The sequence below is a fragment of the Paractinoplanes globisporus DSM 43857 genome (assembly GCF_000379645.1).
Lineage (GTDB): Bacteria > Actinomycetota > Actinomycetes > Mycobacteriales > Micromonosporaceae > Actinoplanes > Actinoplanes globisporus.
In genome coordinates this window covers 1-24012 of record NZ_KB903336.1, presented here as the reverse complement: position 1 = coordinate 24012, position 24012 = coordinate 1, and the positions used below count along the sequence as shown (strand labels likewise).

General features: G+C 71.1%; 28 protein-coding genes and 1 tRNA gene. 18 read left to right on the top strand and 11 right to left on the bottom strand.

What is annotated here, in order from left to right:
* The first annotated feature begins 88 nt into the window (after window positions 1-88).
* From A3CQ_RS0141505 to A3CQ_RS0141470, 8 genes are all read left to right on the top strand, one after another.
* Window positions 89-337, top strand: coding sequence for a hypothetical protein (locus tag A3CQ_RS0141505; RefSeq protein WP_026206787.1), 249 nt, complete (start codon window positions 89-91; stop codon window positions 335-337).
* Window positions 334-699 (top strand): hypothetical protein, encoded by a 366-nt coding sequence (locus tag A3CQ_RS0141500; RefSeq protein ID WP_020516878.1) that lies wholly within the window; start codon window positions 334-336, stop codon window positions 697-699. Before A3CQ_RS0141505 ends, A3CQ_RS0141500 begins: the two co-directional genes overlap by 4 nt.
* Window positions 699-1406: a hypothetical protein gene (locus A3CQ_RS0141495; protein ID WP_020516877.1), complete on the top strand. Its 708-nt coding sequence runs from the start codon at window positions 699-701 to the stop codon at window positions 1404-1406. The genes A3CQ_RS0141500 and A3CQ_RS0141495 overlap by 1 nt, the downstream gene beginning before the upstream one ends.
* Window positions 1406-1768 carry an RRQRL motif-containing zinc-binding protein gene (locus A3CQ_RS0141490; protein ID WP_020516876.1) on the top strand — a complete coding sequence of 121 codons (363 nt, stop codon included), beginning with the start codon at window positions 1406-1408 and terminating at the stop codon, window positions 1766-1768. Before A3CQ_RS0141495 ends, A3CQ_RS0141490 begins: the two co-directional genes overlap by 1 nt.
* Window positions 1765-2946, top strand: a complete 1182-nt coding sequence (locus A3CQ_RS0141485; RefSeq protein WP_020516875.1) for a bifunctional DNA primase/polymerase — start codon at window positions 1765-1767, stop codon at window positions 2944-2946. Before A3CQ_RS0141490 ends, A3CQ_RS0141485 begins: the two co-directional genes overlap by 4 nt.
* Window positions 2943-4046 (top strand): AAA family ATPase, encoded by a 1104-nt coding sequence (locus A3CQ_RS0141480; RefSeq protein WP_020516874.1) that lies wholly within the window; start codon window positions 2943-2945, stop codon window positions 4044-4046. The genes A3CQ_RS0141485 and A3CQ_RS0141480 overlap by 4 nt, the downstream gene beginning before the upstream one ends.
* Window positions 4047-4289: 243 nt before the next feature.
* The gene (locus tag A3CQ_RS0141475; protein WP_020516873.1) at window positions 4290-4547 is read left to right on the top strand and encodes a helix-turn-helix domain-containing protein; all 258 of its coding nucleotides are present in this window, start codon (window positions 4290-4292) and stop codon (window positions 4545-4547) included.
* 2 nt (window positions 4548-4549) lie between these two features.
* A complete protein-coding gene (locus A3CQ_RS0141470; protein WP_051115508.1) occupies window positions 4550-5692 on the top strand; it encodes a tyrosine-type recombinase/integrase in 1143 nt (380 codons plus the stop codon).
* Between the two features lie 517 nt (window positions 5693-6209).
* On the opposite strand, the gene A3CQ_RS0141465 is transcribed toward A3CQ_RS0141470, so the two are convergent.
* Both A3CQ_RS0141465 and A3CQ_RS55905 read right to left on the bottom strand, forming a co-directional pair.
* Window positions 6210-6283 (bottom strand) — tRNA-Gly (locus A3CQ_RS0141465).
* Between the two features lie 51 nt (window positions 6284-6334).
* On the bottom strand, window positions 6335-6835 hold the full coding sequence (locus A3CQ_RS55905) for a pyridoxamine 5'-phosphate oxidase family protein (RefSeq protein ID WP_020516871.1): 501 nt from the start codon (window positions 6833-6835) through the stop codon (window positions 6335-6337).
* A 75-nt stretch (window positions 6836-6910) separates the two neighbouring features.
* Between A3CQ_RS55905 and dcd the strand changes: the two genes are divergently transcribed.
* Window positions 6911-7489: a dCTP deaminase gene (dcd, locus tag A3CQ_RS0141455; RefSeq protein ID WP_020516870.1), complete on the top strand. Its 579-nt coding sequence runs from the start codon at window positions 6911-6913 to the stop codon at window positions 7487-7489.
* Between the two features lie 66 nt (window positions 7490-7555).
* On the top strand, window positions 7556-8209 hold the full coding sequence (locus tag A3CQ_RS0141450) for a class I SAM-dependent DNA methyltransferase (protein ID WP_051115507.1): 654 nt from the start codon (window positions 7556-7558) through the stop codon (window positions 8207-8209).
* On the opposite strand, the gene A3CQ_RS0141445 is transcribed toward A3CQ_RS0141450, so the two are convergent.
* Together A3CQ_RS0141445 and A3CQ_RS0141440 are read right to left on the bottom strand one after the other, a co-directional pair.
* A complete protein-coding gene (locus tag A3CQ_RS0141445) occupies window positions 8206-8685 on the bottom strand; it encodes a YcxB family protein (RefSeq protein WP_020516868.1) in 480 nt (159 codons plus the stop codon). The two genes, A3CQ_RS0141450 and A3CQ_RS0141445, sit on opposite strands and share 4 nt — an antisense overlap.
* Window positions 8686-8761: 76 nt before the next feature.
* Entirely contained in the window at window positions 8762-9625 is an 864-nt protein-coding gene (locus A3CQ_RS0141440; protein ID WP_020516867.1) for a TIGR03620 family F420-dependent LLM class oxidoreductase, read from the bottom strand.
* Window positions 9626-9686: 61 nt separating this feature from the next.
* Between A3CQ_RS0141440 and A3CQ_RS0141435 the strand changes: the two genes are divergently transcribed.
* Window positions 9687-9962, top strand: coding sequence for a YciI family protein (locus tag A3CQ_RS0141435; protein WP_157296953.1), 276 nt, complete (start codon window positions 9687-9689; stop codon window positions 9960-9962).
* Here A3CQ_RS0141435 and A3CQ_RS0141430 read toward each other — a convergent pair.
* Window positions 9947-10486 carry a hypothetical protein gene (locus A3CQ_RS0141430; RefSeq protein ID WP_020516865.1) on the bottom strand — a complete coding sequence of 180 codons (540 nt, stop codon included), beginning with the start codon at window positions 10484-10486 and terminating at the stop codon, window positions 9947-9949. The two genes, A3CQ_RS0141435 and A3CQ_RS0141430, sit on opposite strands and share 16 nt — an antisense overlap.
* Before the next feature lie 112 nt (window positions 10487-10598).
* On the opposite strand from A3CQ_RS0141430, the gene A3CQ_RS0141425 reads away from it, so the two are divergent.
* Entirely contained in the window at window positions 10599-11726 is a 1128-nt protein-coding gene (locus A3CQ_RS0141425) for a PP2C family protein-serine/threonine phosphatase (protein WP_020516864.1), read from the top strand.
* 31 nt (window positions 11727-11757) lie between these two features.
* On the opposite strand, the gene A3CQ_RS0141420 is transcribed toward A3CQ_RS0141425, so the two are convergent.
* Complete coding sequence (locus tag A3CQ_RS0141420; protein WP_020516863.1) at window positions 11758-11958, bottom strand: hypothetical protein; 201 nt, start codon at window positions 11956-11958, stop codon at window positions 11758-11760.
* A gap of 269 nt (window positions 11959-12227) precedes the next feature.
* Here A3CQ_RS0141420 and A3CQ_RS0141415 point away from each other — a divergent pair, with 269 nt between their 5' ends.
* A complete protein-coding gene (locus A3CQ_RS0141415) occupies window positions 12228-14084 on the top strand; it encodes an acyl-CoA dehydrogenase (protein WP_020516862.1) in 1857 nt (618 codons plus the stop codon).
* A gap of 3 nt (window positions 14085-14087) precedes the next feature.
* Here the strand turns inward: A3CQ_RS0141415 and A3CQ_RS0141410 are convergent, their stop codons facing one another.
* Entirely contained in the window at window positions 14088-14606 is a 519-nt protein-coding gene (locus A3CQ_RS0141410) for a SixA phosphatase family protein (protein WP_020516861.1), read from the bottom strand.
* A gap of 89 nt (window positions 14607-14695) precedes the next feature.
* Here A3CQ_RS0141410 and A3CQ_RS0141405 point away from each other — a divergent pair, with 89 nt between their 5' ends.
* Window positions 14696-14968: a DUF6458 family protein gene (locus A3CQ_RS0141405; RefSeq protein WP_020516860.1), complete on the top strand. Its 273-nt coding sequence runs from the start codon at window positions 14696-14698 to the stop codon at window positions 14966-14968.
* Between the two features lie 65 nt (window positions 14969-15033).
* On the opposite strand, the gene A3CQ_RS0141400 is transcribed toward A3CQ_RS0141405, so the two are convergent.
* Window positions 15034-15870 (bottom strand): SDR family oxidoreductase, encoded by an 837-nt coding sequence (locus A3CQ_RS0141400; protein ID WP_020516859.1) that lies wholly within the window; start codon window positions 15868-15870, stop codon window positions 15034-15036.
* Between the two features lie 118 nt (window positions 15871-15988).
* On the opposite strand from A3CQ_RS0141400, the gene A3CQ_RS0141395 reads away from it, so the two are divergent.
* Window positions 15989-16378, top strand: a complete 390-nt coding sequence (locus tag A3CQ_RS0141395) for a winged helix-turn-helix transcriptional regulator (protein ID WP_020516858.1) — start codon at window positions 15989-15991, stop codon at window positions 16376-16378.
* Here the strand turns inward: A3CQ_RS0141395 and trhA are convergent.
* Window positions 16338-17015, bottom strand: a complete 678-nt coding sequence (gene trhA, locus A3CQ_RS0141390) for a PAQR family membrane homeostasis protein TrhA (RefSeq protein WP_026206784.1) — start codon at window positions 17013-17015, stop codon at window positions 16338-16340. The two genes, A3CQ_RS0141395 and trhA, sit on opposite strands and share 41 nt — an antisense overlap.
* A 79-nt stretch (window positions 17016-17094) precedes the next feature.
* Between trhA and A3CQ_RS0141385 the strand changes: the two genes are divergently transcribed.
* From A3CQ_RS0141385 to A3CQ_RS55895, 3 genes are read left to right on the top strand one after another with little or no spacing between them, the layout of a single operon-like run.
* Window positions 17095-17700, top strand: a complete 606-nt coding sequence (locus A3CQ_RS0141385; protein ID WP_026206783.1) for a 5-oxoprolinase subunit B family protein — start codon at window positions 17095-17097, stop codon at window positions 17698-17700.
* Window positions 17697-18533: a 5-oxoprolinase subunit C family protein gene (locus A3CQ_RS55900; protein WP_020516855.1), complete on the top strand. Its 837-nt coding sequence runs from the start codon at window positions 17697-17699 to the stop codon at window positions 18531-18533. Before A3CQ_RS0141385 ends, A3CQ_RS55900 begins: the two co-directional genes overlap by 4 nt.
* A complete protein-coding gene (locus A3CQ_RS55895) occupies window positions 18529-19320 on the top strand; it encodes a LamB/YcsF family protein (protein ID WP_051115511.1) in 792 nt (263 codons plus the stop codon). Before A3CQ_RS55900 ends, A3CQ_RS55895 begins: the two co-directional genes overlap by 5 nt.
* Here the strand turns inward: A3CQ_RS55895 and A3CQ_RS0141370 are convergent.
* Both A3CQ_RS0141370 and A3CQ_RS0141365 read right to left on the bottom strand, forming a co-directional pair.
* Window positions 19262-21067, bottom strand: coding sequence for an NHL domain-containing thioredoxin family protein (locus A3CQ_RS0141370; protein WP_026206782.1), 1806 nt, complete (start codon window positions 21065-21067; stop codon window positions 19262-19264). The genes A3CQ_RS55895 and A3CQ_RS0141370 overlap by 59 nt on opposite strands.
* A 68-nt stretch (window positions 21068-21135) precedes the next feature.
* Window positions 21136-24012 (bottom strand): hypothetical protein (locus A3CQ_RS0141365; RefSeq protein WP_020516852.1); only part of this gene is annotated, 2877 nt, incomplete at its 5' end.

Genomic DNA, 24012 nt, shown 5'->3' with positions numbered 1-24012 from the left:
CTAGAACCTCATCCGATCCCTGATCAGCGCCCTAGTACCTAGGAGCGCCGGCCCTTCACACCCTGAAACCGGTCCTGGAGGCACTGCCGTGACGACCCTCGCCCTCCTAGTCGTTCTTGGAATCCTCGGTTACGCAGCGTTCTACATCATGATGTGCGCGATCTCCCCGTGGGGCGTCTGCAAGCGCCGTCGCTGCACCAACGGGCGGATCTACTCCCGCGTGTTCCGCAAGACCTTCCGCGAGTGCCCACGTTGCAACGGCACCGGCCGCCGGGTGCGTGTCGGCCGCCGGATCTACGAGTACCTGCGCTCCGAGCACAAGGCAGGCACCCGATGAGCCGCAGCGTTTTCTCCCGCGAACTCCACCACAAGCCTGTCCCGCACACGTCGTGGTGCGCCCGCGATCACCGGTGCGGGCTGGTCGACCACCGGTCGGCGGACACGATCGTCAAGCTGCCCGGCCACGGCCGGTTCATCGTCACCCGCGTCCTCGGCCGCGACGGCAACGAGTACGCCGAGATCCGCGGCTTCGTACGGCTGCACACCACCGACGCTGGCGCCCGCTGGCAACTCGGCGAACTGATCAACGGCCTGCACCGGCTGCTCGGCTACCTCGCCCTGCGCCGCGGCGTCGTCCGCGACGGCACCGCGGTCGGGTCCGGCGCGCCGCGGCCGGCGATCGAGCGGAGGGCCGCGTGATGAGCCGGCCGCTGCTGCTCGATCTGTTCTGCTGCGCCGGCGGCGCCGGGGCCGGGTACACGGCGGCCGGGTTCGAGGTGGTCGGCGTGGATATCGTCGACCGGCCGCGCTACCCGTTCCGGTTCGTCAAGGCCGACGCCCTGTCCTACCTGGACATCCTCATCCGAGGTGGCGGGATCCGTGCGTTCACCCTGGTCAGCGCGTCCCCGCCGTGTCAGGCCGACTGCGCGCTGACCCAGGGCACCAACCAGGCGATGGGCTGGGGCCGCGACCACACCCAGCTCATCCCGCCCCTGCGCGCCCGGCTGGAGCGGACCGGTCTGCCGTACGTGATCGAGCAGCCCAACGGCACGGCGCCGGTCCGCAAGGACGTCACGTTGTGCGGGGAGATGTTCGGGCTCGGCGTGATCCGGCACCGCAACTTCGAGCTGGGCCGCTGGACGACCGAGCGGCCGGTGCACGTGCCGCACCGCGGCCGGGTCCGCGGGTGGCGGCACGGCGTCTACCACGACGGCCCGTACGTGGCCGCCTATGGCGCCGGTGGCGGCAAGGCGTCCGTGGTGGAGATGCAGGCCGCGATGGGCATCGGCTGGACGGACGTGCGGGAGGAGCTGACCGAGGCCATCCCGCCGGCCTACGCCGAGTGGCTTGGACGCTCGTTCCTCGCCGCGACCGAACGGGCGGGCGTACTGGGGAGGGCCGCCTGATGTCCAGGATCCGGGCAGCGTACTGGGATCCCGAGGGCACCCGGCACGGGGGACTGCCGACGTACTGGTGGCGCGGTGCGCCCGCTGGCTATGCCACCCGGCGTCAACTACGTGCCGCCGGGCTGTGCCCCGGTCGCCAGCCGATCGCCGCGCAAGTCCTGTGGGCCGGCGTCGGCGGCACCCGGGCCGCCTATTTGTACCGGCTCGATCGCGCCCGGCCCAAGCGCACCGCCACGGCCGCGCAGCGCCGGGCGATCCGGGCCGCGCTGCGCGCCCGCCGGACCTGCCCGACTTGCGGCGAGATCCGCGACTACTACATCCCGCGTTCGCTTAGCGAGTGCCTGACCTGTCACGACCGATGACCGGCCACTGGATCGCCGCGAGCAAGGCCCTCGGCCGCATGGTTCCGACCGTCGAGCCCTACCCGCACATCTGCGACCGGACCGTCGCGGCCGACGACACCGTCTCCGGTCAGCCGTTGCAGATCGCCCGGTGGGAAAAAGCGCGCTACTGCGCCGCCTGCGCCCACGACAAGCACCTCCGCGCACATCCGTCCACGCCCGACATCAGGAGGCCGGAACCCATGCCCACCAACGAAACCCTGCGGGACGTAGCGCTGGCCGCCGCCGCGCGCGGCTGGCACGTCTTCCCGCTGCGGCCCGACGACAAGCGGCCCGCGTTCCCCGACCACCCGGCCGACGCCTGCGCCCGGACCGATCCGCGCTGCCGCGCCGGACACAGCGGCTGGGAGGTCCGCGCCACCACCGACCCCGACCGTATCCGGCGCGGCTGGGCCAGCACGCCGTACGGGGTCGGCATCGCCTGCGGTCCGTCCGGGCTGGTCGTGATCGACCTCGACACGCCGAAGGACGGGCAGACCGCACCCGCCGAGTGGTCGGACCCGTTGTGCCGCAACGGTTCTGACGTGTTCGATCTGCTCTGCCGGCGACACACCGGCGTCGACTGCTCCGAGACGCTGGCCACCTACACCGTCACGACCGGGCGAGGCGGAACGCACCTGTACTTCCGCCACCCGGCCGCCGGTCCGGCGCTCCGTAACACGGCCGGGGAGCGCGGCAACGGCCTCGGCTGGTTGGTCGACACCCGCGCCCACGGCGGGTACGTCGTCGCCGCCGGGAGCACCGTCGCCGGGCGCCCGTACACCGTCTTGCGGGACGGCGAGGTGGCCGAGCTGCCTGGCTGGCTCGCCGAACGCCTCGCACCCGCGCCGCTGCCGCCGCAACGGCCGGTCGTTGTCGACCTGCCGACCGGCCGGGCCGGTGCCTACGTCGACGCCGCGATCGGCGGCCAGCTCGAGTACCTGCGGCAGGCCGTGCCGGGCGAGCGCAACCACGCGCTGTACGTTTCCGCGGTCGCCCTCGGCCAGCTCGCCGCCGGTGGCGCGTTAGGCGCTGACCAGGCCGCCGACCTGCTGGAAGACGCCGCCCTGTCGATCGGGCTGACCCGCTTCGAAACGCTGCGCACGATCCGGTCCGGGCTGGCCGCCGGTGCCCGTCGTCCCCGGGCGGTGGCGGCGTGAGCGGCGTGCCGGCCGACCGGCCGGGGCTGCACATCGCTGGGCCGGACGACGCCGCCGAGGTGCTGTCCTCCCCGGTCCGCCGCGAGCCTGCCCGGATCCGCACGTCGTGGACCGCCGCCGAGATCATGGGCATGGACTTCCCCGAGCCGCGCTGGGCCGTGCCGGGCGTGCTGTGCGAGGGCGTCAACTTGGTCGCCGGGCCGCCCAAGGTCGGCAAGTCGTGGCTGATGCTCGGCCTCGGCGTCGACGTCGCGTTGGGCGGCAAGGCGTTCGGGACGATCCCTGTCGAGGCCGGGCCGGTGCTGTATCTCGCCCTGGAAGATACCCCGCGCCGCCTGCAATCGCGGCTGCGCAGGGTGCTCGGCGACCGTAAGGCACCGGCCGGGCTGACCATGGCCACGACCTGCCCGCCGCTGCCGCAGGGCGGCGACGAGGCGATCGCCGCCTGGATCGACCGGCACCGGTCCGCCCGCATGGTCATCATCGACGTGTTCGCCAAGCTGCGCGGCATGTCGGCCCCGGGCATGTCGGCCTACGACGCGGACTACGCCGCTGTCGGCCGGGCGAAGAAGGTCGCCGACGCCTACGGCGTCGCAGTCATCCTCGTTCACCACGTGCGCAAGGCCGGATCCGACGACTTCCTGTCCGAGGTGTCCGGCACCAACGGCCTCGCCGGTGCCGCCGACGCGACGCTCGTACTCAAGCGGGCGCGCAACCAGGGCGACGGCGTGCTGCACGTGACCGGCCGCGACGTCGACGAGTCGGAATACCCGCTCGCCTTCGACCCCGCCGACGGGGCGTGGCGGATGCTCGATGGCCCGGCCGAGGATCACCAGCTCGGCGAGACCCGCGCCGCAATCCTGCGCTGGCTGCGCGGCAATCCTGGCTCGACGCCTAAGGCGATCGCCGAGGGATCGGCCCTGCCGTACGACCTGATCAAGAAGACGTGCCAGCGGATGCTCACCGACGGCCAAGTCGCGGCCGACACCGGCGGCCGGTACCGCGTCCCCGGTGTCCCTCCTGTCCCCGGTGTCCCCGAACCAGCCGTGAGCTTTGGAAACGACGGGGACACCTCGGGGACATCGGGGTTGTGGACGTGAGACCGGTAAATCAGCTGAAACAGGGAGCTATGCGGCTGCTTCGGCTCAGACGCATACAAAGACACCGGGGAGGCCGAGATCTTGGCTCAGCGTGGCTCTCAGGGGGCCGTTCTAAGCCTTTCTGCCGACGCGGAACGCCGACCCACTGCTCTCCGCCTCACGCCGTCTCAGCGCCCGCCTACGGCGCTCTCAAGCCCCCACTTCGTCCACCTGAGACACCCGCTCTCGAAAGGACCCTCCCCGATGGCTAAGCGGATCACCCAGACCCCGCCGGTCCTGGAGCTGCCCGCCGAGATGTTGACCATCGACCAGGCCGCCACCCGCATCGGGATGAGCGACCGCTACGTCCGCCGCGCGATCGCCGAGCGGCGGATCGCGGCCCACCACTTCGGCCGGTCGGTCCGCATCGACCCCGCCGACCTGGCCGCGTTCGTGCACGAAAGCCGAGTCGAGCCCATGACCGCAGAGACCGTTTGGCGCGGATTGAGGAGCGTGGCCTGATCATGCCCAACCAAGACGGACACCGCCGATTCGGCAATATCCGCAAGCGCGAGTCGGGCCGCTACCAGGCCCGTTACCCCGGGCCGGACGGACGCATGCGCTCCGCCCCGCAGACCTTCGCCCGCAAGGCCGAGGCCGAGAGGTACCTGTCGCTGATCGAGTCCCAAATGGTCCGGGGCGAGTGGATCGACCCTGAGCGCGGGAAGATCCGCCTACAGGACTACGCCGAGCGGTGGATTACCGAGCGGCCGAACCTGCGGCCCCGCACCGTGCACCTGTACCGCTGGACGCTCGGCAGGCATATCACGCCGCACCTCGGCGACATGCCGCTCAACCGGATCGACACGCCCATGGTCCGGGAGTGGCGGACGCGGCTACTCGCCTCGGGTGTGTCGGTGACCATGGCCGCCAAGGCGTACCGGCTGCTGCGCGCCGTCCTGATGACCGCCGTCAAGGAGGATGAACTGATCAGGGTCAACCCATGCCGCGTCGTCGGCGCCGACCAGGAGAAGCCCGCAGAGCGGCCGGTCCTGTCCGTCCCGCAGATCTTTGACCTGGCCGAGCGGATGCCGGACCGATTCCGGGCGTTGATCTTGGTCACGGCGCTTGGATCCCTGCGGTGGGGTGAGGTCGTCGCGCTGCAACGCTGCGACGTCGACCTGTCGGCCGGCACGGTGCGCGTGCGACAGGCGTTCGTCGAGCACCGGGGCACCGGCCTCATCCTCGGGCCGCCGAAGTCGAAGGCGGGCGTGCGGACCGTCGCCCTGCCCAAGGCGGCCCTGCCCGTGCTGAAACAGCATATGGGCGCGTACGTCGGTAAGGCCGCCGACGCGTTCGTCTTCACCGGCGAGAGCGGGCGCACCCTGTGGCGCGGCAACTTCAACAAGCTGGTCAAGTGGCCTGAATCGGTGGCGGCGATCGGCGCGGCCGGGCTGCACTTCCACGACCTGCGGCACACCGGCAATAGCCTCGCCTCGCGTGCGCCGGGCGCGAGCCTGCGCGACATCATGGCGCGGATGGGACACGACAGCCCGCGCGCGGCACTGATCTACCAGCACACCAGCAGGGAGGCCGATCACGGGATCGCCGCCGCGATTGACCAGGCAGTCGAGAGGTGGAGGGCCAAGCCGGAGGAAGCGCAGTGACCGTGATGTCGATCTTTCTGCGCGATACGCAAGATGTCGCAGCGTCCGTATGCGGCATTTATCCCCACTCACTCCCCGGCCATCTGTCTCTGCCGCTTGCCGAGGTACGGGGTGACTCACCTACCGTATTGACGTAAGCCCCGACGGGTCCTTTCAAACGCCGTAGACGCCGGGATTTGCGAAACGGCACCCGTCTAGACCACGGATGCCGTTTCAGATCACCTTCCCAAACCCGCTAGAGCACAGGAGGGCATGGCATGACCGTAACAAGAGGGGGAAGCCGAGACCAGGAACGGCCGCAAAGCCTTTCACCTACGGTCATTCGCGGCCTGCACGCTGTAAGGGGAGTGCTGTTGGCTCTCGCGGCGACGGTCACCGCTGTGACGGGGCTGATCATGGCCCTGATGCATCGCTGAGGCGCGCCTAATGGCCCGCTAATGGCCCGCCGGTGTTTCAGCATCACCTAGCAACACGGAAGCCCTGGCGGACCATCGGTCCTGACCAGGGCTTCCGCCTGTGGAGCGGGTGACGGGAATCGAACCCGCACTGTCAGCTTGGGAAGCTGATGTTCTGCCATTGAACTACACCCGCGGCGCGGCTCACTGTACCTGATTGGCACGGGGTGTGGCGGGACCGGGCGGGTCAACTCGCTATGGCTAGGGAGCGGGATAACTCGGCTCGCCAGGTGCGGGACAGGGGGTGGACCGCGGGGGTGGCGGCCAGCGGCAGGGCGCCGCCGGGGCCGTGGCGGCGGAGGGTTGCGGTGTCGACGTGGAGTTCGTAGAGGTGCCAGTCGACCTCGGGGGAGGCTCGCCAGGCCGCGGAGAGGGTGGCTATCACTACCGGGTCGTGGACTCGGGTGGCTTTGCCGGTCAGGTAGGCCTCGTCGTCGCTCTCCTCGGGCGGGAAGGAGTGCAGAGCGTAGCGGCCGTCGCGGGCCAGGTCGCGGCGTTTGGGGGAGGCCACGATGAAGCAGTACAGGCCCTCGTCGGTGATCACCGGGGAGACCGGGTGGATGCGCGGGGCGCCGTCGGGGCGGACGGTGGCCAGGTAGGCCATGCCGGGGCCGTACTGCTCGAAGAGGGCGCGGACGGCGGCAGCCAGCGACGGGTCGGCGGCGGCGAAATCGGACCAGGAAGCCATGGGGTGATTCTATCGAACAAATGTTCGACGCGCCCAGGGAAACACCCCGAAAGTGCAGCTCGGTATGGTGTTGCGATGCTGCTCTCCGACCGCGACCTCGTCAGCGAGATCAAGTCGGGCGATCTCGCCCTGGAGCCGTTCGACCCCGCGCTCATGCAACCGTCCAGCATCGACGTGCGGCTGGACCGGTTCTTCCGGGTGTTCAACAACCACCTGTACACGCACATCGACCCGGCCGAGCAGCAGGATGACCTGACCGCGGAGGTAGAGGTCACGGACGGCGACGCGTTTGTGCTGCACCCGGGTGAGTTCGTGCTTGCCTCGACGCTCGAGGTGATCACGCTAGGCGAGCAGCTCGCGGGGCGGCTCGAGGGCAAGAGCAGCCTCGGGCGGCTCGGGCTGCTGACGCACTCGACGGCCGGCTTCATCGACCCGGGGTTCTCGGGGCACGTGACGCTCGAGCTGTCCAACGTGGCCAATCTGCCGATCAAGCTCTGGCCGGGTATGAAGATCGGCCAGCTCTGCATCTTCCGGCTCTCGAGCCCGGCCGAGCATCCGTACGGCTCGGCCGTCTACGGCTCGCGCTACCAGGGACAACGCGGACCGACGCCGAGCCGGTCGGCGCAGAATTTCCGCACCTGGCCGACCACCTGAGCGAGTTATCCACAGGCTCGCGAAAGCGGGTGGCGCCGCCGACTCCCGCCCTGGAAAGCTCTCCGCATGACGGCGACAAGCGATCCGGTAACGGCTTCCTATTTAGACAAAACCCGCATTGCGTACGACGTGGTGGCGGCCGACTATGCCGACCTCGCGCGGGACCTGATGGCGGGTGCCACCTGGGATCGCGCGGTGCTGGGCGCCTTCGCCGAGATCGCGTCCGGCCCGGTGGCCGACGTCGGCTGCGGGCCCGGGCGCATCACCGGTCACCTGGCGGGACTGGGTCTGGCGGCGCGTGGCATCGACCTGTCGCCGGCCATGATCGAGGTGGCTCGGCGTGACCGTCCGGGCCTGAGCTTCGAGGTCGGTTCCCTGCTCGATCTCGACCTGCCCGACGGCGACCTCGGCGGCCTCGTCGCCTGGTATTCGCTGGTACATACCCCGCGCGAGCTGCTGCCCGTGGCGTTCGCCGAGTTCTTCCGGGTGCTGAGGCCGGGCGGTCACGTGCTGCTCGCCTTCAAGGCCGGCGGCCAGCGGAGGACGCTGACCAGCGGCTACGGCCACGACGACATCGACCTCGACGTGTACGAGTTCCCGCCGGATCTCGTGATCGAGCTGCTGACCGAGGCCGGGTTCACCGAGCGGATGCGGCTCGTGCGCGCCGCCGAGGAGCGGGAGAAACAGCCCCAGGCGTACGTCCTGGGGGTGAAATCCTAGGCGCGACGCACCCGCAGACCGTGGCCGGCGGCCGCGCCCAGGACCTGGTCGACCTGGTCGCGGCTCAGGCCCGCGGTCGGCACCGGGAGGAATCGGGTGCGGCTTCGCCCGAAGATCAGCTGACCGGGTGCTTCCTCGACCGAGCGAAAAGCATTCCAGCCGTACGCGTGACGCGCCGCCAAACTCGAGCTGGCGACGCCGCCGTCACTGATCTCGTACGTGGTCAGGTCGCCGTCTCGCAGTGCGTCGCGCGTGCCCGTGTTCACCAGGAACATGGGGATGCCGACGGCGATGAGCGCGCCGGCCAGCAGCAGCGTGAGGTACGGGCCGCCCGTCGTGAAGACCTCCAGCAGGAGGGCGAGCGCGATCGCGGCCCAACCGATGCCCCGGGCGGTCAGCAGCAGGGGACGCAGGCCGCGGCGGACGGCCGAGGCGACAAGCCGGGCATCCGGCCGAGCGGTGATCCGAAAGAACACTCCCAAAATGTAACTTTTCCGGCTCTTGCCCGGGTATGGGCTGGTCGGTGGATGCCACCGCGGCGTTCCGGGCCGGTCAGAGCCCCAGGAGGGCGGCCAGCCGCCGCCACTCCGGGAGCGGGAGATGGTCGGTGGGGTCGGCCGGGAGGACCTGGACGGCCACGTGGTCGGCGCCGGCGGTCAGGTGAGCGTCGATACCGGCTCGGATGTCCTCGTCGGGACCCCAGATGACCGCCTGATCGAGGAAGCGGTCGGTACCTTCGCCGGTCAAGTCAGACTTGTCCAGGCCGAAGCGGGTCAGGGCGTTGGTGTAGTTGGGCATGGCGAGGTAGCTGCGGGCCATGCGACGGGCCGCCTCGTGAGCCTGCTCGCGGTCGGCGCCCATGAAGACCTTCTGCTCGGGGATCAGCAGCCGGTCGGGGCCGAGAATCTCGCGGGCCGACGCTGTGTGCGCCGGGGGCATCAGGTACGGCAGGGCGCCCGCGGTCAGCTCCCGCGCCGCGGCCAGCGTGTTCGGGCCCAGGGCGGCGATCAGGCGCTCCGATGGCGGCACGTCATGGAGCTTGTCGGTGAGGAACTCGCGCAGCCGGGTCAGCGGCTTCACGTAGAGCTGGCCCATCGCCTCGGCCGTCGGGGCATGGCCGGAGCCGACGCCCAGGTAGAAGCGGCCGGGGAACTGATCGCTGAGCCGGGCGTGGCTGGCCGCCAGCCGCGGGCCGTCGCTGCGCCAGATGTCGACGATGCTCGTACCGACGACCAGGCGGGATGTGGCCGCGAGCAGGGCCTCCGGCAGCTCAAGGCTGTCGGGCGGGCTGCCGCCGATCCACACCGAGCCGAAGCCGAGCGACTCCAGCTCCTGAGCCGCGACGGCAACCCGGCCGCGTTCCTCCGGCCAGTGCCGGCGGGAGATCCAAATTCCGTAGCGCCCGAAGTCGTCCACGCCTCGGATCGTACGATCGTGGGCGAGCCAATGCCGGGAGAGGAACGTCACCGTGTACCTGATGATCTCTACGTATCTGGTCCCGCTCGACGAGGTCGCGAAGGTCCGGGACGACCATCTGGCCTTTTTGGAGGGTCTGTTCGAGAAGGGCACGCTGGTGGCGGCCGGTCGGCAGGACCCGCCGGTGGGCGGCATGGTGCTGCTCGACGTCGCCGACGAGGCCACGGCCCGCGAGGTGATGTCCCAGGACCCGTACGTTCTGCGCGGCATCGCCGGCTACGAGGCGCGGGGGTGGGCGCCGACCGTGGGCGCGCTCAAGGGCTACATCAAGTCCTGACCCGTCAGCAGTCCGCGAATGTCCAGGGAAATGCTGACCGCGGGCGAGCATTCGCTGACGATGACCGCGGTGCCCACGTAGGCGTCCGGGAACAGGCTGCGCAGCGCCGCGGCCTGGGCGCCCGTCGCCACCCAGTCGTCGACCACGAGCACCCGATCCTCCGGTCCGACCAGTCCCTCCCGTACGCCCAAATGCTGTTGATCTCCTCGGTGATCACTGGGGACCTCGGCCCACGTCATGGGCTCGGCGATCGGGCGGCGCGCACCGGCGCGGTAGGCCTCCACGAAGCCGGCGCCGATCGCCCGGGCCACCAGCGGGCCGACCAGGAAACCAGTGACCTCGGGGGAGACCACCACGGTGGGCGTCGCCTCCTTGAAGAGGTCGCCCAGCGCCTCCCCCAGACCGGAAAGGATCAGCGGATCGCGCCACCAGCCGGAGCGGTTGCTGACCACATATCCGGTGTGGCCGCCGGGGTCCGTCCACGCGAAGCGGGCCCGGAGAAGATCACGAAGATCGACTGACACGCGGACATCCTGTCACCGAGACCGGCCCGACCGTCCTACTGCGGTGAAACAGGTGGTTAGAACCGGGTCAGACTACGGGTCAAGTTGATGCAGTGACTCGCCCTGATCGGGCATGCTGTTCGGCGTAGCCATGCCGACTCTTCCGCCGGGCCGACGCCCGCTGAGCCCAGCATCCCGCGCCGGCCTCGGCGCGGCCCTCATGCTGCTCGCCGTCGTGTCCGCCGTGGAGCTCGCGGATGGCAAACAGGCCCATTTCATCGGCCTGTTCGCGGCCGTCCCGTTCCTCGCCGCCGTCTTCGCCTTCTGGCAGACCGTCCTGGTCGTGGGCGTGCTCGCCACGATCGTCGGGATGGTCTTCGTGGGGGTCGACGGCGGGCAGGGCATGTCCGGCCTGGTGAACATCGTGGGCATCATCCTCGCGACCGGGATCGCGGCGGCGGTCGCGACGATCCGGCAGCGGCAGGCCGACCGGATCGTCGAGCTGCAGCGGCTCGCGGCGGTGGCCCAGCAGGCGGTGCTGCGTCCGATCGGCCCGCAGGTGGGGGCGCTGGCGGTGGCCGGCCGGTACATCTCGGCGACCGCGGCCGCGGACATCGGCGGCGACCTCTACGAGGCGCTGGACACGCCGTACGGGGTGCGCATCATCATCGGCGACGTGCGCGGCAAGGGGCTGGACGCGGTCCGCCTCGCGAGCATCGTCCTGGGCTCCTACCGGCACGTGGCCTACGAGCGGGCCGACCTCAAGGCGGTGGCGGCCGATCTGGACCGGGCGGTGGCCCGCAGCGTCGGCGACGAGGACTTCGTGACCGCCGCCCTGGTCGAGGAGCGCGGGGGCACGCTCACGATCGTCAACTGTGGACATCCGGCGCCGCTGCTGCTGCGCCGCGGTCAGGTGATTCCGCTGGAGCCGGCGGCACCGGCGCCGCCGCTGGGCTTCATGCCGGAGGTCAAGGCGCGGGTGGAGAGGCTGGAGCCGGGCGACCGTCTGCTGCTGTTCACCGACGGGCTGGGCGAGGCGCGGCGAGACGGCGAGTTCTTCCCGACCGCCGATCGCGCGTGGCGGCTGCTCGGCCACGGGACCGTGGGCGACGGCCTGGCATCGCTGGAGACCGCCCTGATCGACTGGGTGCACGGCCGTCTCGAGGACGACATCGCGCTGGTCCTGCTGGAGTACGCGGGACCCGACGACGGCCCGACCGTCCCGATCCCGAGCTGGGAAGTCGGCGCCGCCGGAAGCTAAAAGCCAGCCGGAAGCCGAAGCTGGCCGGAAGCTAGGCGGCGGCCGTTTCCTTGTCGCCGGCCGGCTTGTTGACTATGGGGGCGGGCTGGTTGACGACCGGGGCGGGGGAGACCGGCGCTGCGGCGGGGGAGACCGGTTCGACCGGCTCGGCGCGGCGGTGTCGTCCGACGTAGTGGCGTGGGTGGGCCGCCTGACGAGGCTCGGGAATCAGGTTCTTGATCGTGGCGAACATGGCGCCCCCTTGGCGTCCTTGGCGTCGGCGAAGCTCTATCCCAAGCAACGAGCCACGAGACAGCTCGATACGTCGGCCGGGCGGGCGTCCGCGGTTATTGGCCGAACGGTCATCCAGCCCCTCCGATCGGTCCGCCTTGATATGCCGAACCGGCACCAGGCCAAAGATCTCCTTGCGGGTTGTCCGCTCCTACCGATGGGTAATACAGTGGGAGTTACTGACGGGTAACTCGCGTTTCACTCGCGTCGTTCGGAAGCGGGGCCAGCTCCATGACTCACTACAAGAGCAACCTTCGAGACCTCCAGTTCAACCTGTTCGAGGTCTTCGAGGCTGATCGTGCGTTCGGCCAGGCGCCGTACGAGGAGATCGACGCGGACACCGCACGCGACGTTCTCACCGAGATCAACCGACTGGCCACCGAAGATCTGGCCGCCAGCTACGTCGAGGCCGACCGCAACCCGCCGGTCTTCGACCCGATCACGCACACCGCTCCGCTGCCCGAGTCGTTCAAGAAGTCGTTCGAGACCTGGATGGCGGCCGAGTTCTGGCGCCTCGACCTGCCCTCCGAGCTGGGTGGCACGCTGGCGCCGCGGGCCCTGTGGTGGTCGCTGGCCGAGCAGGTGCTCGGCGCGAACGCCCCCGTCTGGATGTACTCCTCCGGCCCGTCCTTCGCGCACGTGGTGTTCGCCGAGGGCACGGCCGAGCAGAAGGAGTGGGCCAAGCTCTTCGTCGAGAAGCAGTGGGGCTCGACCATGGTGCTCACCGAGCCCGACGCGGGTTCGGACGTCGGTGCCGGCCGCGCCCGCGCGATCCCGCAGGCCGACGGCTCGTGGCACATCGAGGGCGTCAAGCGGTTCATCACCTCGGGCGAGCACGACCTGAGCGACAACATCATCCACTACGTGCTGGCCCGCCCGGTCGGCGTCGAGGGCGTCGGCGGCCCGGGCACCAAGGGCCTGTCGCTGTTCATCGTGCCGAAATACCACTTCGACGCGGAGACCGGCGAGCTCGGCGAGCGCAACGGCGTCTACGCCACCAACGTCGAGCACAAGATGGGCCTCAAGGTCTCCAACACCTGCGAGCTGACCTTCGGCGAGCACGGAACGCCGGCCAAGGGCTGGCTGCTCGGCGACGTGCACCAGGGCATCCGGCAGATGTTCATGATCATTGAGTACGCCCGGATGATGGTCGGCACGAAGGCGATCGCGACCCTGTCGACCGGTTACCTGAACGCGCTCGAGTACGCCAAGAACCGCGTCCAGGGCGCCGACCTCGTGCAGAACGACGACAAGGCCGCGCCCCGCGTCACGATCACGCACCACCCCGACGTACGCCGCTCGCTGATGCTGCAGAAGTCGTACTCCGAGGCCCTGCGCGCGCTGGTCATCTACACCGCGACCTGGCAGGACAAGGTCGCGATCGCGCAGGCGGCCGGCGACGAGAAGGCCGCCAAGGCCGCCGCCAAGGTCAACGACCTGCTGCTTCCGCTGGTCAAGGGCGTGGGCTCCGAGCGGGCGTATGAGCTTCTCGGGCACGAGTCGCTGCAGACCTTCGGTGGCTCCGGCTTCCTGCAGGACTACCCGCTCGAGCAGTACGTCCGCGACGCGAAGATCGACACCCTGTACGAGGGCACCACGGCGATCCAGAGCCTCGACCTGATCTTCCGCAAGATCGTGAAGGACCAGGGCCGCTCGCTCGCCGTGCTCGCCACCGAGATGCAGGGCTTCATCGAGAGCGAGGCCGGCAACGGCCGGCTCAAGGAGGAGCGGCTCTCCCTCGGTAAGGCACTCGGCGAGCTCCAGCAGATCCTCGGCGTGGTCATGGGCTGGCTGGGCGCGGCCCAGGGCGGCGAGACCCGCGAGCTGTACAAGGTGGGCCTCACCTCCCGCCGCATCCTGCTCGCGCTCGGCGACGTCGTGCTCGCCTGGCTGCTGCTCCGGCAGGCCGAGGTCGCGCTGAAGGCGCTCGGCACTGAGGTGTCCGAGGCGGACAAGAAGTTCTACGAGGGCAAGGTCGCGGCCGCCCGGTTCTTCGCCCGCGAGGTGCTGCCGCGAGTGGGCTCGGACCGCCGCATCATCGAGAACGCCACGCTCGACATCATGGACATCTCGGAAGACGTCTTCTAAAGGTCAGCCTCTCGCCGTGTGCCGCTCGATCAGGCGCATCGAGCCTGGTGACGTATCGGACCAGGCGTCCTCGGTGCGGTGCACGGCGAGCCCGGACGTGCGCAGCTCGACCTCGCGACCGTCCCATTGATCGTCCGGGATGAGCATGATGGACACCTCGGACACGGTCGGGTTGTGCCCCACCAGCAGCACCGTGTGGACCGTGTCGGGCACCGTGCGCAGCAGGTCGAAGACTTCGGTGCGACCGCCCGAGTACAGCCCCTTCTCGTAGCGGACCTCGGGCGACACTGCGCCCGGCCGCGCCTGTGCCAGCGCGATCGAGACGCCCTGCCAGGTCTGCCGGGTACGCGCCGCCGGCGAGCAGAGCACGAGATCGGGCTGGATGCGCTCATCGGCCAGCCAGGCGCCGGCCGCGTCGGCGTCGGTCTCGCCGCGGGTGGTCAACCGGCGGTCGAAGTCGGGCTGTTCGCCGGGGGTCTCGGCCTTGGCGTGGCGCAGGATGACGAGCGTCCGATCGGTCATACCACCAGCTTGCCTGATTGAGGATCGAGTCGCCTGGGTAACTCCACCTCCGACGCATTGACCCCGGTAAGGATCAAGGAGGCCCGGCGATGGGCATCGGCGGAAGCATCTTCCTGCTGGCGGTGGGGGCGATTCTGGCGTTCGCCGTCAACGCGGACATCAGCGGGATCGACATCAACATCATCGGCTGGATCCTGATGGCCGCCGGATTCATTGGGCTGATCATCACACTGTGGTACTGGAACAGCCGCCGCCGCACGGTAGTGACCCGGCAGACGCAGGCTCCGGTCGCCGGCCCCGGATACGCGGCCGAGTACCGGGAGACGCGGCGTGAGGACCCGCCCCCGCCCCCCGGCTACTGATTGACCCGCGACGCCGGCCCGCCGCCATCCCCCTAGCGGCCGGGTCGGCGTCGCGCATTGTCGGATCAGCCCAGAGCGGCGCGGATCGACGTGGACAGCGGCGTGACCGGCCGGCCGAGCAGGGTCTCCAGGTCGGTAAGGGGCACCTCGAGGGCGCCCCGAGAGGCGGCCGCATCCGCGTCGGCGTAGATCTCGGCGGCCGCCCGGGGCACGCCCACGCCGACGAGCAGGTCGACGTACTTGTCCTCGGGCAGGTCGGTGTAGGCGACCGGCTTGCCGGACTGGCGGGAGATCTCGGCGGCCAGCTCGGCCAGCGTGAAGGACTCGCCGCCCAACTCGTACACCTTGCCGGCGTGGCCGTCGCCCACCAGGACGGACGCGGCGGCCTCCGCGTAGTCGGACCGGGGAGACGCGGCGATCTTGCCGTCACCGGCCGCGCCGAACAGGCCGTGCTCGAGCGCCTGGGCCACGTTGTAGTTCTCGACGTACCAGCTGTTGCGCAGGATCACGTGCGGCAGGCCGGAATCGGCCAGCAGCCGCTCGGTGGCCAGGTGTTCGGCGGCCAGCTTCATCTCGGTCGTGTCGGCCTTGGGCGCGCTGGTGTAGACGACCAGCCCGACGCCCGCCTTCTTGGCGGCGGTCACCACGTTGGTGTGCTGGCTGATCCGCTTGCCGACCTCGCTGCCCGAGATGAACAGCACCTTGTCGGCGCCGGTGAACGCCTCGGTGAGCGCGTCCACGTCGTCGTAGGAGACCTTCTTCACGGTGATCCCGAGGTCCGCGATCTTGTCGACCTGGCGGCCGAGACCGACGATCTCGCTCGCGGGGACGCCCTTGGCGAGCAGGGACTCGATGGCGAGACGGCCGAGGTGCCCGGTGGCGCCGGTGACGACGATGGTCATGGTTGCTCCTTCACAGCTGAAAGCCTGTCAGGAAGGACAACTGCGCAGCTCAGGCCTTACTTCCCAATCGATAGTGGGCACCTTGAAGTGCAGTACTTACCCGAGAGATAGTTATGGGATGCAGGTAAGCGCCTACGCCAAAGACTGTCCGAGCCGGCAGATCCTCGACCGGATCGGGGACACCTGGAGTGTGCTGATCGTGGTCATGCTCGCCGACGGGGCCCATCGCTACACCGAGCTCGCCAAGCGCATCCAGGGGGTCAGCCCCAAGATGCTCACCCAGACCTTGCGCGGGCTCGAGCGGGACGGGCTGATCACTCGCACGGTGCATCCGGTCGTGCCGCCCCGGGTCGACTACGCGCTCACCGAGCTCGGCCACAGCCTGTACGGGCTGGTCGAGGGCCTGGAGAAATGGGCCGAGACGCACATCGACGACGTGCAGGCGGCTCGAGTGGAATATGACGCGCTCAGGCGTAAAGGGCGAAATAGACGGCTATGTGGTGGCTGAGCGCGGCGACCAGGGTGCACGCGTGAAAGAACTCGTGGTGGCCGAAGACGCTCGGCCATGGGTTCGGCCGGCGCAGGGCGTAGAAGACCGCGCCCACCGTGTAGACCGCGCCGCCCACGGTCAGCAGCACCAGGCAGGCCACGCCGCCGCGGTGCAGCACGTCGGGGAGGATCGCGATCGCGGCCCAGCCCAGCGCCACGTACAGCGGGGCGCCGGCCCAGCGTGGCAGGTGCGGCCAGACGACCTTCAGCGCCACGCCGCCGATCGCGCCGCCCCAGATCAGGCCGAGCATCAGCGCCGCCTTGCCCGGCGACAGCAGCTCGACGCAGAACGGCGTGTAGGTGCCCGCGATGAATATGAAGATCATCGAGTGGTCCATGCGCCGCATGATCTGGTAGCCGCGCTCGCTCCACACCCGCCGGTGGTAGAGCGCGCTGATCCCGAACAGGCCGCACACGGTGGCGCTGTAGAGGAGACAGCTCAGGAAGGGAGCAATGCCCGGGCGGCTGAGCGCGATCGAGCTGAGAACGATGCCGCTGACGAGCGCGACGAAGAACGCGTACTGATGCAGGCGGCCGCGTAGGCGTGGTTTGCCAAGGTCGGCCGGCTGCATCCGGAACGGGGCGGTAGTCGTCACGGCTCCTAGGTTACGGCACCGTAAGTTACTGGCCAGTAGTGAGACCGATCACCCGGGTGCGTCCGGCAAGATGATGTTCATGAGGGTAAGGCCGGTCGGTCGCTCCGCGGTGCTTATCGAGTGTCACGACGGTGACGAGGTCGAGGCGTGGCGGGTTTCGCTGTGGCGTCGCCGGGAGTCTGGTGAGCTGCGGTTTGTCGACATCGTGCCGGGCGCCACGACGATCCTTCTCGATGGTGTGCCGCCCGGGACGGCCGCGGAACTGGCCCGGGAACCCGTGCCGCCGGGCGTTTCGGCCGAGGAGGGTCCGCTCGTCGAGATCTCGGCCACCTTCGACGGCGAAGATCTTGACGATGTCGCGTCACGGTGGGGCGTGCCGGTGCCGGAGGCCGTGCGCCGGTTGGCCGCGACGCCACTCGCCGTGGCGTTCTGCGGCTTCGCGCCGGGTTTCGCCTATCTGCGCGGTCTGCCCGACGAGTGGGCGGTTCCCCGGCTCGCCGCTCCGCGGCCTCGCGTTCCGGCCGGCTCGATCGGCCTAGCCGGTTCCTACGTCGGGATTTATCCGGCGGCCTCGCCGGGCGGGTGGCGGCTGGTCGGTCACACAGATCAAAAGCTTTTCGACGTACGGAGGAAAGCACCGGCGCTGCTGACCCCGGGAACTCGCGTCCGGCTGGTGCCGAGATGATCACGGTGATGCGGGCCGGGCCGTTGACGACCGTGCAGGACCTCGGGCGGCCCGGGTTTGCGCACCTCGGCGTGCCGCGGTCGGGGGCGCTCGACCAAGTGGCGCTGCGGCGGGCGAACGCCCTGGTCGGGAACGGGATGGGCGCCGCCGGGCTGGAGACGACGCTGATGGGGTGCGCGCTCCGCTTCGAGGTGGCGGCCCGGGCGGCGGTCGCCGGGGCCGAGGCGGTCGTGCGGGTGGACAAGCAGCCGGTGGCCGAGGACGTCTTCGAGGTGCCGGCCGGGGCGGTGCTGGACATCGGGCGGGCCAGACGCGGGGTGCGGTCGTACGTGGCGGTGGCCGGTGGGATCGACGTCGAGCCCGTGCTGGGCAGCCGCTCCACCGACACCCTCTCCGGTCTGGGCCCGCCCCGGCTGACGGACGGCCTGTCGCTCCCGATCGGTCTCCTTGTCGATTCGCCGTCCGCGGCCGCGCTGCCCAGGGTCGCGCCGTCCACCGACGGCCCGCTGGTATTGGGTGTCCGGATCGGGCCGCGGGACGACTGGTTCGAGACGGCGGGGCTCTTCGCCGAGGCGTACGAAATCTCGCCGGTGAGCAACCGAGTCGGATGCCGGCTGGCCGGCAGTGCCCTGACCCGCACCAAGGCCGGCGAATTGCCCTCCGAAGGAGTGGTGCTCGGTGCGGTGCAGGTGCCGGCCGACGGGCAGCCGCTGATCTTTCTGGCCGATCACCCGACGACCGGCGGATATCCCGTGATCGGCGTGGTCGAGGACGTGGCCCCGCTCGCGCAGGCACGCCCGGGGACTACGGTGCGTTTTCGTGCGATCGATTGACCTGAACGCGGACCTCGGCGAGGGCTTCGGCCGGTGGACCCTCGGCGACGACGTGGCGCTGCTCGACATCGTGACCTCGGCCAACGTGGCGTGCGGCTTCCACGCCGGCGACCCGGCCACCATGCATCGGATCTGCGTGGCCGCGGTGCGGCGCGGCGTGGCGATCGGTGCCCAGGTCGGCTATCGGGACCTCGCCGGATTTGGACGGCGGCGGATCGATTACGACCTCGACGAGCTCCGCGATGACGTTATTTACCAAATAGGAGCGTTGGAGGGATTCTGCCGCGTGGCCGGCGGTCGGGTCGCCTACGTCAAGCCGCACGGCGCTCTCTACAACACGGCGGCGGTCGACGAGGGCCAGGCGTCGGCGGTGGTCGCGGCCGTGCGGGCCTATGACGCGGCGCTGCCGGTGCTCTGTCAGCCGGGATCGGTGCTGGCCCGGCTCGCGACGGCCGCCGGGCTCACGGTCGTGGGCGAAGGCTTCGCCGACCGTGGCTATCGCGCGGACGGGACGCTCGTGCCCCGGTCGGCCCGGGGCGCGCTCATCCACGACCCGGACGCGGTGGTCGCCCGGGCGGTGCGGATGGCCGTCGAGGGCGTGGTGGAGACGGTCGCCGGCGAGGTCGTTCCCTGCCCGGTCGAGTCGATCTGCGTGCACGGCGACACGCCCGGCGCGGTGGACCTGGCCGGCCGGGTCCGCGAGGGCCTTCTCGCGGCCGGCCGTTCGGTCAGGCCTCGTCCATCCCCCGCAGGATCAGGGGCAGACGAGAGGGGCCGTCGGGGGTGACGACGACGGGGACTCCCCAGTCCTGCCGGGTCAGGTGGCAGGCCGGGAACTCCTCGTCGATGTCGCACGTGGCGGCCTGGGCCACCACCTGGAGGACGCCCTTGTCGACGGCCGGGTTGATCACGAGTGGCCGAGAGAGATCGGTGGTCGTGCCGGCGCCCTCGAGCAGGAGCTCGGGCGGCGACGCGGAGATCTCGAGGCGGGTCGACGGGCCGAACTGGTTGTCCAGTTTCTGCCCCGGGGCGGGACTGAAGATGACCTCCAGGGTCAGCGGGCCGGGCGCGACCGGGGACGGTGGGCGCTCGGTCTTGTGCCGCTCGCCGGTGACCGTCGTGAGAATGCCGGGGGCGAGCCGGGTCAGGCGGTGCGCGCCCGACTCGACCACGAAGACAGCACCCGAACGGGTTACCAGGATGTCGCTCGGCTCGGCGAGGCCGGAATCCACCGTGGACACCGTGTCGGTCGCGGGGTCGAAATGGCGGACGGCGCCGTTGTACGTGTCGGCGATCAGCACCGAGCCGTCGGGCAGGGCGGCCACGCCGAGCGGGTGCTGGAGCAGTGCCTCCTTGGCCGGGCCGTCGACGTGACCGAAATCGAACAGGCCCTGCCCGACCGCGGTGTGCAGGAAGCCGGCCTCGATCCAGCGCACGGCCGAGGTCTCGCTGTCGGCGATCCACAGGCGTCCGCTTTCGGTGGCGGAGAGGCCGGACGGCTGAGCCATCCACACGTCGGGGATCGGGCCGTCCCGCAGCGACTCGACCGTCGTGCCCGCGTAGACGCCGACCGTGGCCGCGGCCGGGTCGAACCACCACAGCTCGTGGATGCCGGCCATGGCGATGATCACGCGGTCGTCGAACCAGGCCACGTCCCATGGTGAGGACAGGTCGGCGTCGAGAGCCGGCTGGGCGCCGTCGACGGCGGAGCGCCACGGCCGGCCCGAGCCGGCCACCAGGGTGATCTCGCCGCTCGGCAGCTCTTCGTTTGCGAGCCGCAGGCCGCGCAGCTGGTGGTTGACCGTGTCGGCGACCACGACGTCGTAGCCGACCTCGGCCGCGACCGGCGGCGGGAGCAGGAGCAGTCCCTGCGGCTCGCTGAACGGGTGGCCGCGCTCGCCGCTGCCGTAGCGGCGGACCACGGTCTCGGCGTCGGCGGTCAGCTCGACGATCGAGTGGCGAGCCGTGTCGGAGACGAGCAGGTTGCCGCTCGGCAGCTCGATCGCCTTGCCGGGGAAGCGCAGCAGCGTCTCGGCGGGGGCCGGCGGAACATAGGGACCGTCGCCGCGGTGCAGGGAGCCGTCGGCCGTGTGCTTCGCGATCAGCTCGTCGAGCAGGCGGGACAGACCCTCGGCGTGGCCCTCGCCGGCCATCGAGGCGACCAGGTAGCCGGTCGGGTCGATCACGGCGAGCGTGGGCCAGGCCTTGGCCGCGTACTGCTGCCAGAGGTGCATGTCGCCGTCGTCGATCACCGGGTGGTGCACGCCGTAGCGCTCGACCGCGGCGGACAGGGCCTGCGGGTCGCGCTCGTGCTGGAACTTCGGCGAGTGCACGCCGATCACCACGAGGACGTCCCCGTACCGCTGCTCGAGCGGGCGCAGCTCGTCGAGGACGTGCAGGCAGTTGATGCAGCCGTAGGTCCAGAAGTCGAGCAACACGATCTTGCCGCGCAGGTCGGCCAGCGTCAGATCGCGGCCGCCGGTGTTCAGCCAGCCTCGGCCCCGCAGCTCGGGGGCCCGCACTCGTGCGGTCATCGCACCATCGTGCCGCACCGGGTGGTCCGGTCCGGCACGAAGGTGGTCAGGATGACATCAGCTCCGCGTCAGCTTTGCGGCTTCAAGCAGAGGTACTGGTTCTTGTTGTTGTCGGTCGGGTTCTGCACGTACGGCTGCTTCTGGTCCTCGCACTTCGCCGGGTCGTCCACGATCGACACGACCTGGAACGCGGAGGCGTCGCCGCAGTCGGCCTTCACCGCGGCGCTCCCGTCGCGCTTCACGCACTCGCCGGTGCTTACGCTGATCGCCTTGCTCTTGTCGCCGGCGACCAGGTAGACGATGCCGAGCGCGACACCGAGCAGCAGCACGGCGCCGATCACGACGGCGATCAGGATCGGGAGCATCCGCACCCGCGGGGCTTCCGGCTTGGCCGGGGCGGATCCCTCGGAGTCGGGCTTGAACTGGTCGAAGCGGCCCTGCTCGGGACCCGGCCAGTTGGTCGTGTCGTCCGGGCTCGGCGGGGTCACCGTGGCGCGGCTCATTGCGCCGAAGTCGCCGGCGACACCGGTCGGCGGGGCGTACGGGTTTTCCCGTCCGGCGATGTCCGTGGTGAGCTCGCTGTACTGCTCGGGGGCATAGCCGCCGCCCGGGCCCGCGTGGGGCGGGCTGGTGAAGTCGGCGAACGGCGAACCCGGCGGACCGGCGGGCGGTGGGCTGGTGAAATCGGCGAACGGCGGCGCGGAAGGTGCCGCGTTGGTGACGTCACCGAACGGCGGCTGGCCGCGCTCACCCATGCCGAACGGCGGCGGCTCGCCCGGCGGAGGGTTGCCGAAGTCGGTGGGCGGTGCGACGCGGGCACTCGCCGAGGCCCGTGCGGTGGCGCGAGCCGGCGACTGCGGAGCGATCACCCCCGGTTCGGCGCCGGGTCCGCCGTGGGCACTCTGGTTTTGCGGGTACGCGGGGGAGCCGAACCCACCAGGAGGGCCGAACCCACCGGAGGCGGGCCGGTCGTCGAACGGGGACTCGGGAGAGCCGGCCGGGTCAGGTTCGTCGTCCTCCGGCTCGGCCGGGGACGCCGGGCGCCCGTAGACGCGGGCCTGCGGCGCGGCGACCGGCGGCGGGATCTCGCCGGGGTCGACCGGTGCGACCCGGCTGGCCGAGGGTACCGAAGCGCTCGCGGTGACCGGACGGGCCGAGCCGACAGCGGCCGAGTGCTCGGCCGGGTCGCGCGGGGCCGGCACCGAGCCGTTGCGGCTCTCGGCGACGACCGGGGACCCGGCGGCGGCCGAGCCGAGCGCGGCGCCGGGCACCCGCTGGGGGTAGCCGCCGCTGCGCTCGGAGTCGCCGTCCGGGCGCCGATAGAGGGCGTGCTCGTCCGGGCCGTCGGAGGGCTGGCCGTCGGGGCCGGCCGACCGGGGCTCGAACAGCGAACCCGGGCGTTCCCGATCGCCGAGACCCGGGCGCTCCCCGAAGGCCGCGGCGGCGGATCCGGGCCGCTCCCCGAAGGGCGATCCCGGGCGCTCCCCGAACGGCTGCTCCGACGGGGCCGAGCGCTCCGCGAAGGGCGACCCTGGGCGCTCACCGAACGGCGAGTCCGAGGAGGCGGGGCGCTGATCGAATGACGCGGGCGAGGCCGGGCGATCGCCGTAGGCCGAGGCGCCGCCGCCGGAGATCGGGCGCTCCCCGAAGGGCGGGCGCTCATCGGCCTGTCCCGGGCGCTCACCGAACGGCGAGGCGGGCCGGGCGCCGTAGGGCGAGGTCTCGTCGCTGTTGCCGAAGGCCGCGGCCGGAGAGCCGGGCCGGGCCGAACCGTAGGCACCCGCGGCCGGCGAGGCCGGGCGGGCGGAGCCATAGGCCGACTGGTCGCCGCCGAACTGCGCGGCCTCGGCCGGCGCGTCGGACCGGGCGGAGCCGTAGGCCGGCTGCTCACTGCGCTGGCCGTATCCGGGCTGGTCGCCACTCTGGCCGAAGGGTGCGCCGGCGGGCGTGGGCCGGGCCGAGCCGTATGCCGGAGCCTCGGCGTCACCCGGGCCGGTGCGGCCGAATGGGTCGGGCAACCCGCCTCGGTTGGGCTGGGGAGCGGCCGCGCGGGCCGCGAGCTGCTCCACGGCACTGGGCTGGCGGCCGAACGGGTCGGAAACCGGAACGTCATCGGGGCCGGGACGGCCGTAGGGCGGGGCCTGCTCGTCGGCGGGACGCCCGTATGGATGCGGCTGCTCCTCGGCGGCCCGGGCATATGCCGGCCGATCGTCGGCGGCGCGCCCGAGACCGGGCTGCTCGTCGGCGGCCCGCCCGTAGGCAGGCTGCCCCTCGGCGGCGCGTCCGTAACCAGGCTGCTCGTCGGCGGCGCGTCCATAAGCAGGTTGCGCCTCGGCGGCGCGGCCGTAGGCAGGCGGCTCCTCGGCGGCGCGGCCGTAAGCAGGCTGCTCGTCGGCGGCGCGGCCGTAAGCGGGCTCCTCGTCGGCGGGACGCCCCAAAGGCTGCCCCTCGGTGGGGCGTCCTAGAGGCTGCCCCTCGGCGGGGCGCCCGTATTGATGCGCCTCGGCGGGACGCCCGTATGGAGGCTGACTGTCGGCCGGCTGGCCGTAGGCGGGCTGCTCGTCGGCGGCGGGGCCGAAGGCGTTGAACGACGGGCCGTCGGCCGGGCCGGAGCCGGGCGGCGGGCCGAACGGCGCGTGCTGGCTGCGGATCGGCAGGTCGGTGACGGGCGCGGGCGGCTGGGCGGCCGGCGGCTCCGACTTGGGCTCGCCCATCGGCGGGGCCGGCGGCACGGTCGCCGCACCGCGCAGCGGGAAACCACCGCTCTCGCCCCGGCGGGTCGGGAATGCCGTGTTGCCGCCGCCGCGGAGCGGGAAGCCGCTGCCCTGGCTGTCGTCCGAGCCGCCGCGGAGCGGGAAGCCGCTGCCTTCGTCCGGGCCGCCGCGCAGCGGGAAGCCGCTGCCTTCGTCCGGGCCGCCGCGCAGCGGGAAGCCGCTGCCTTCGTC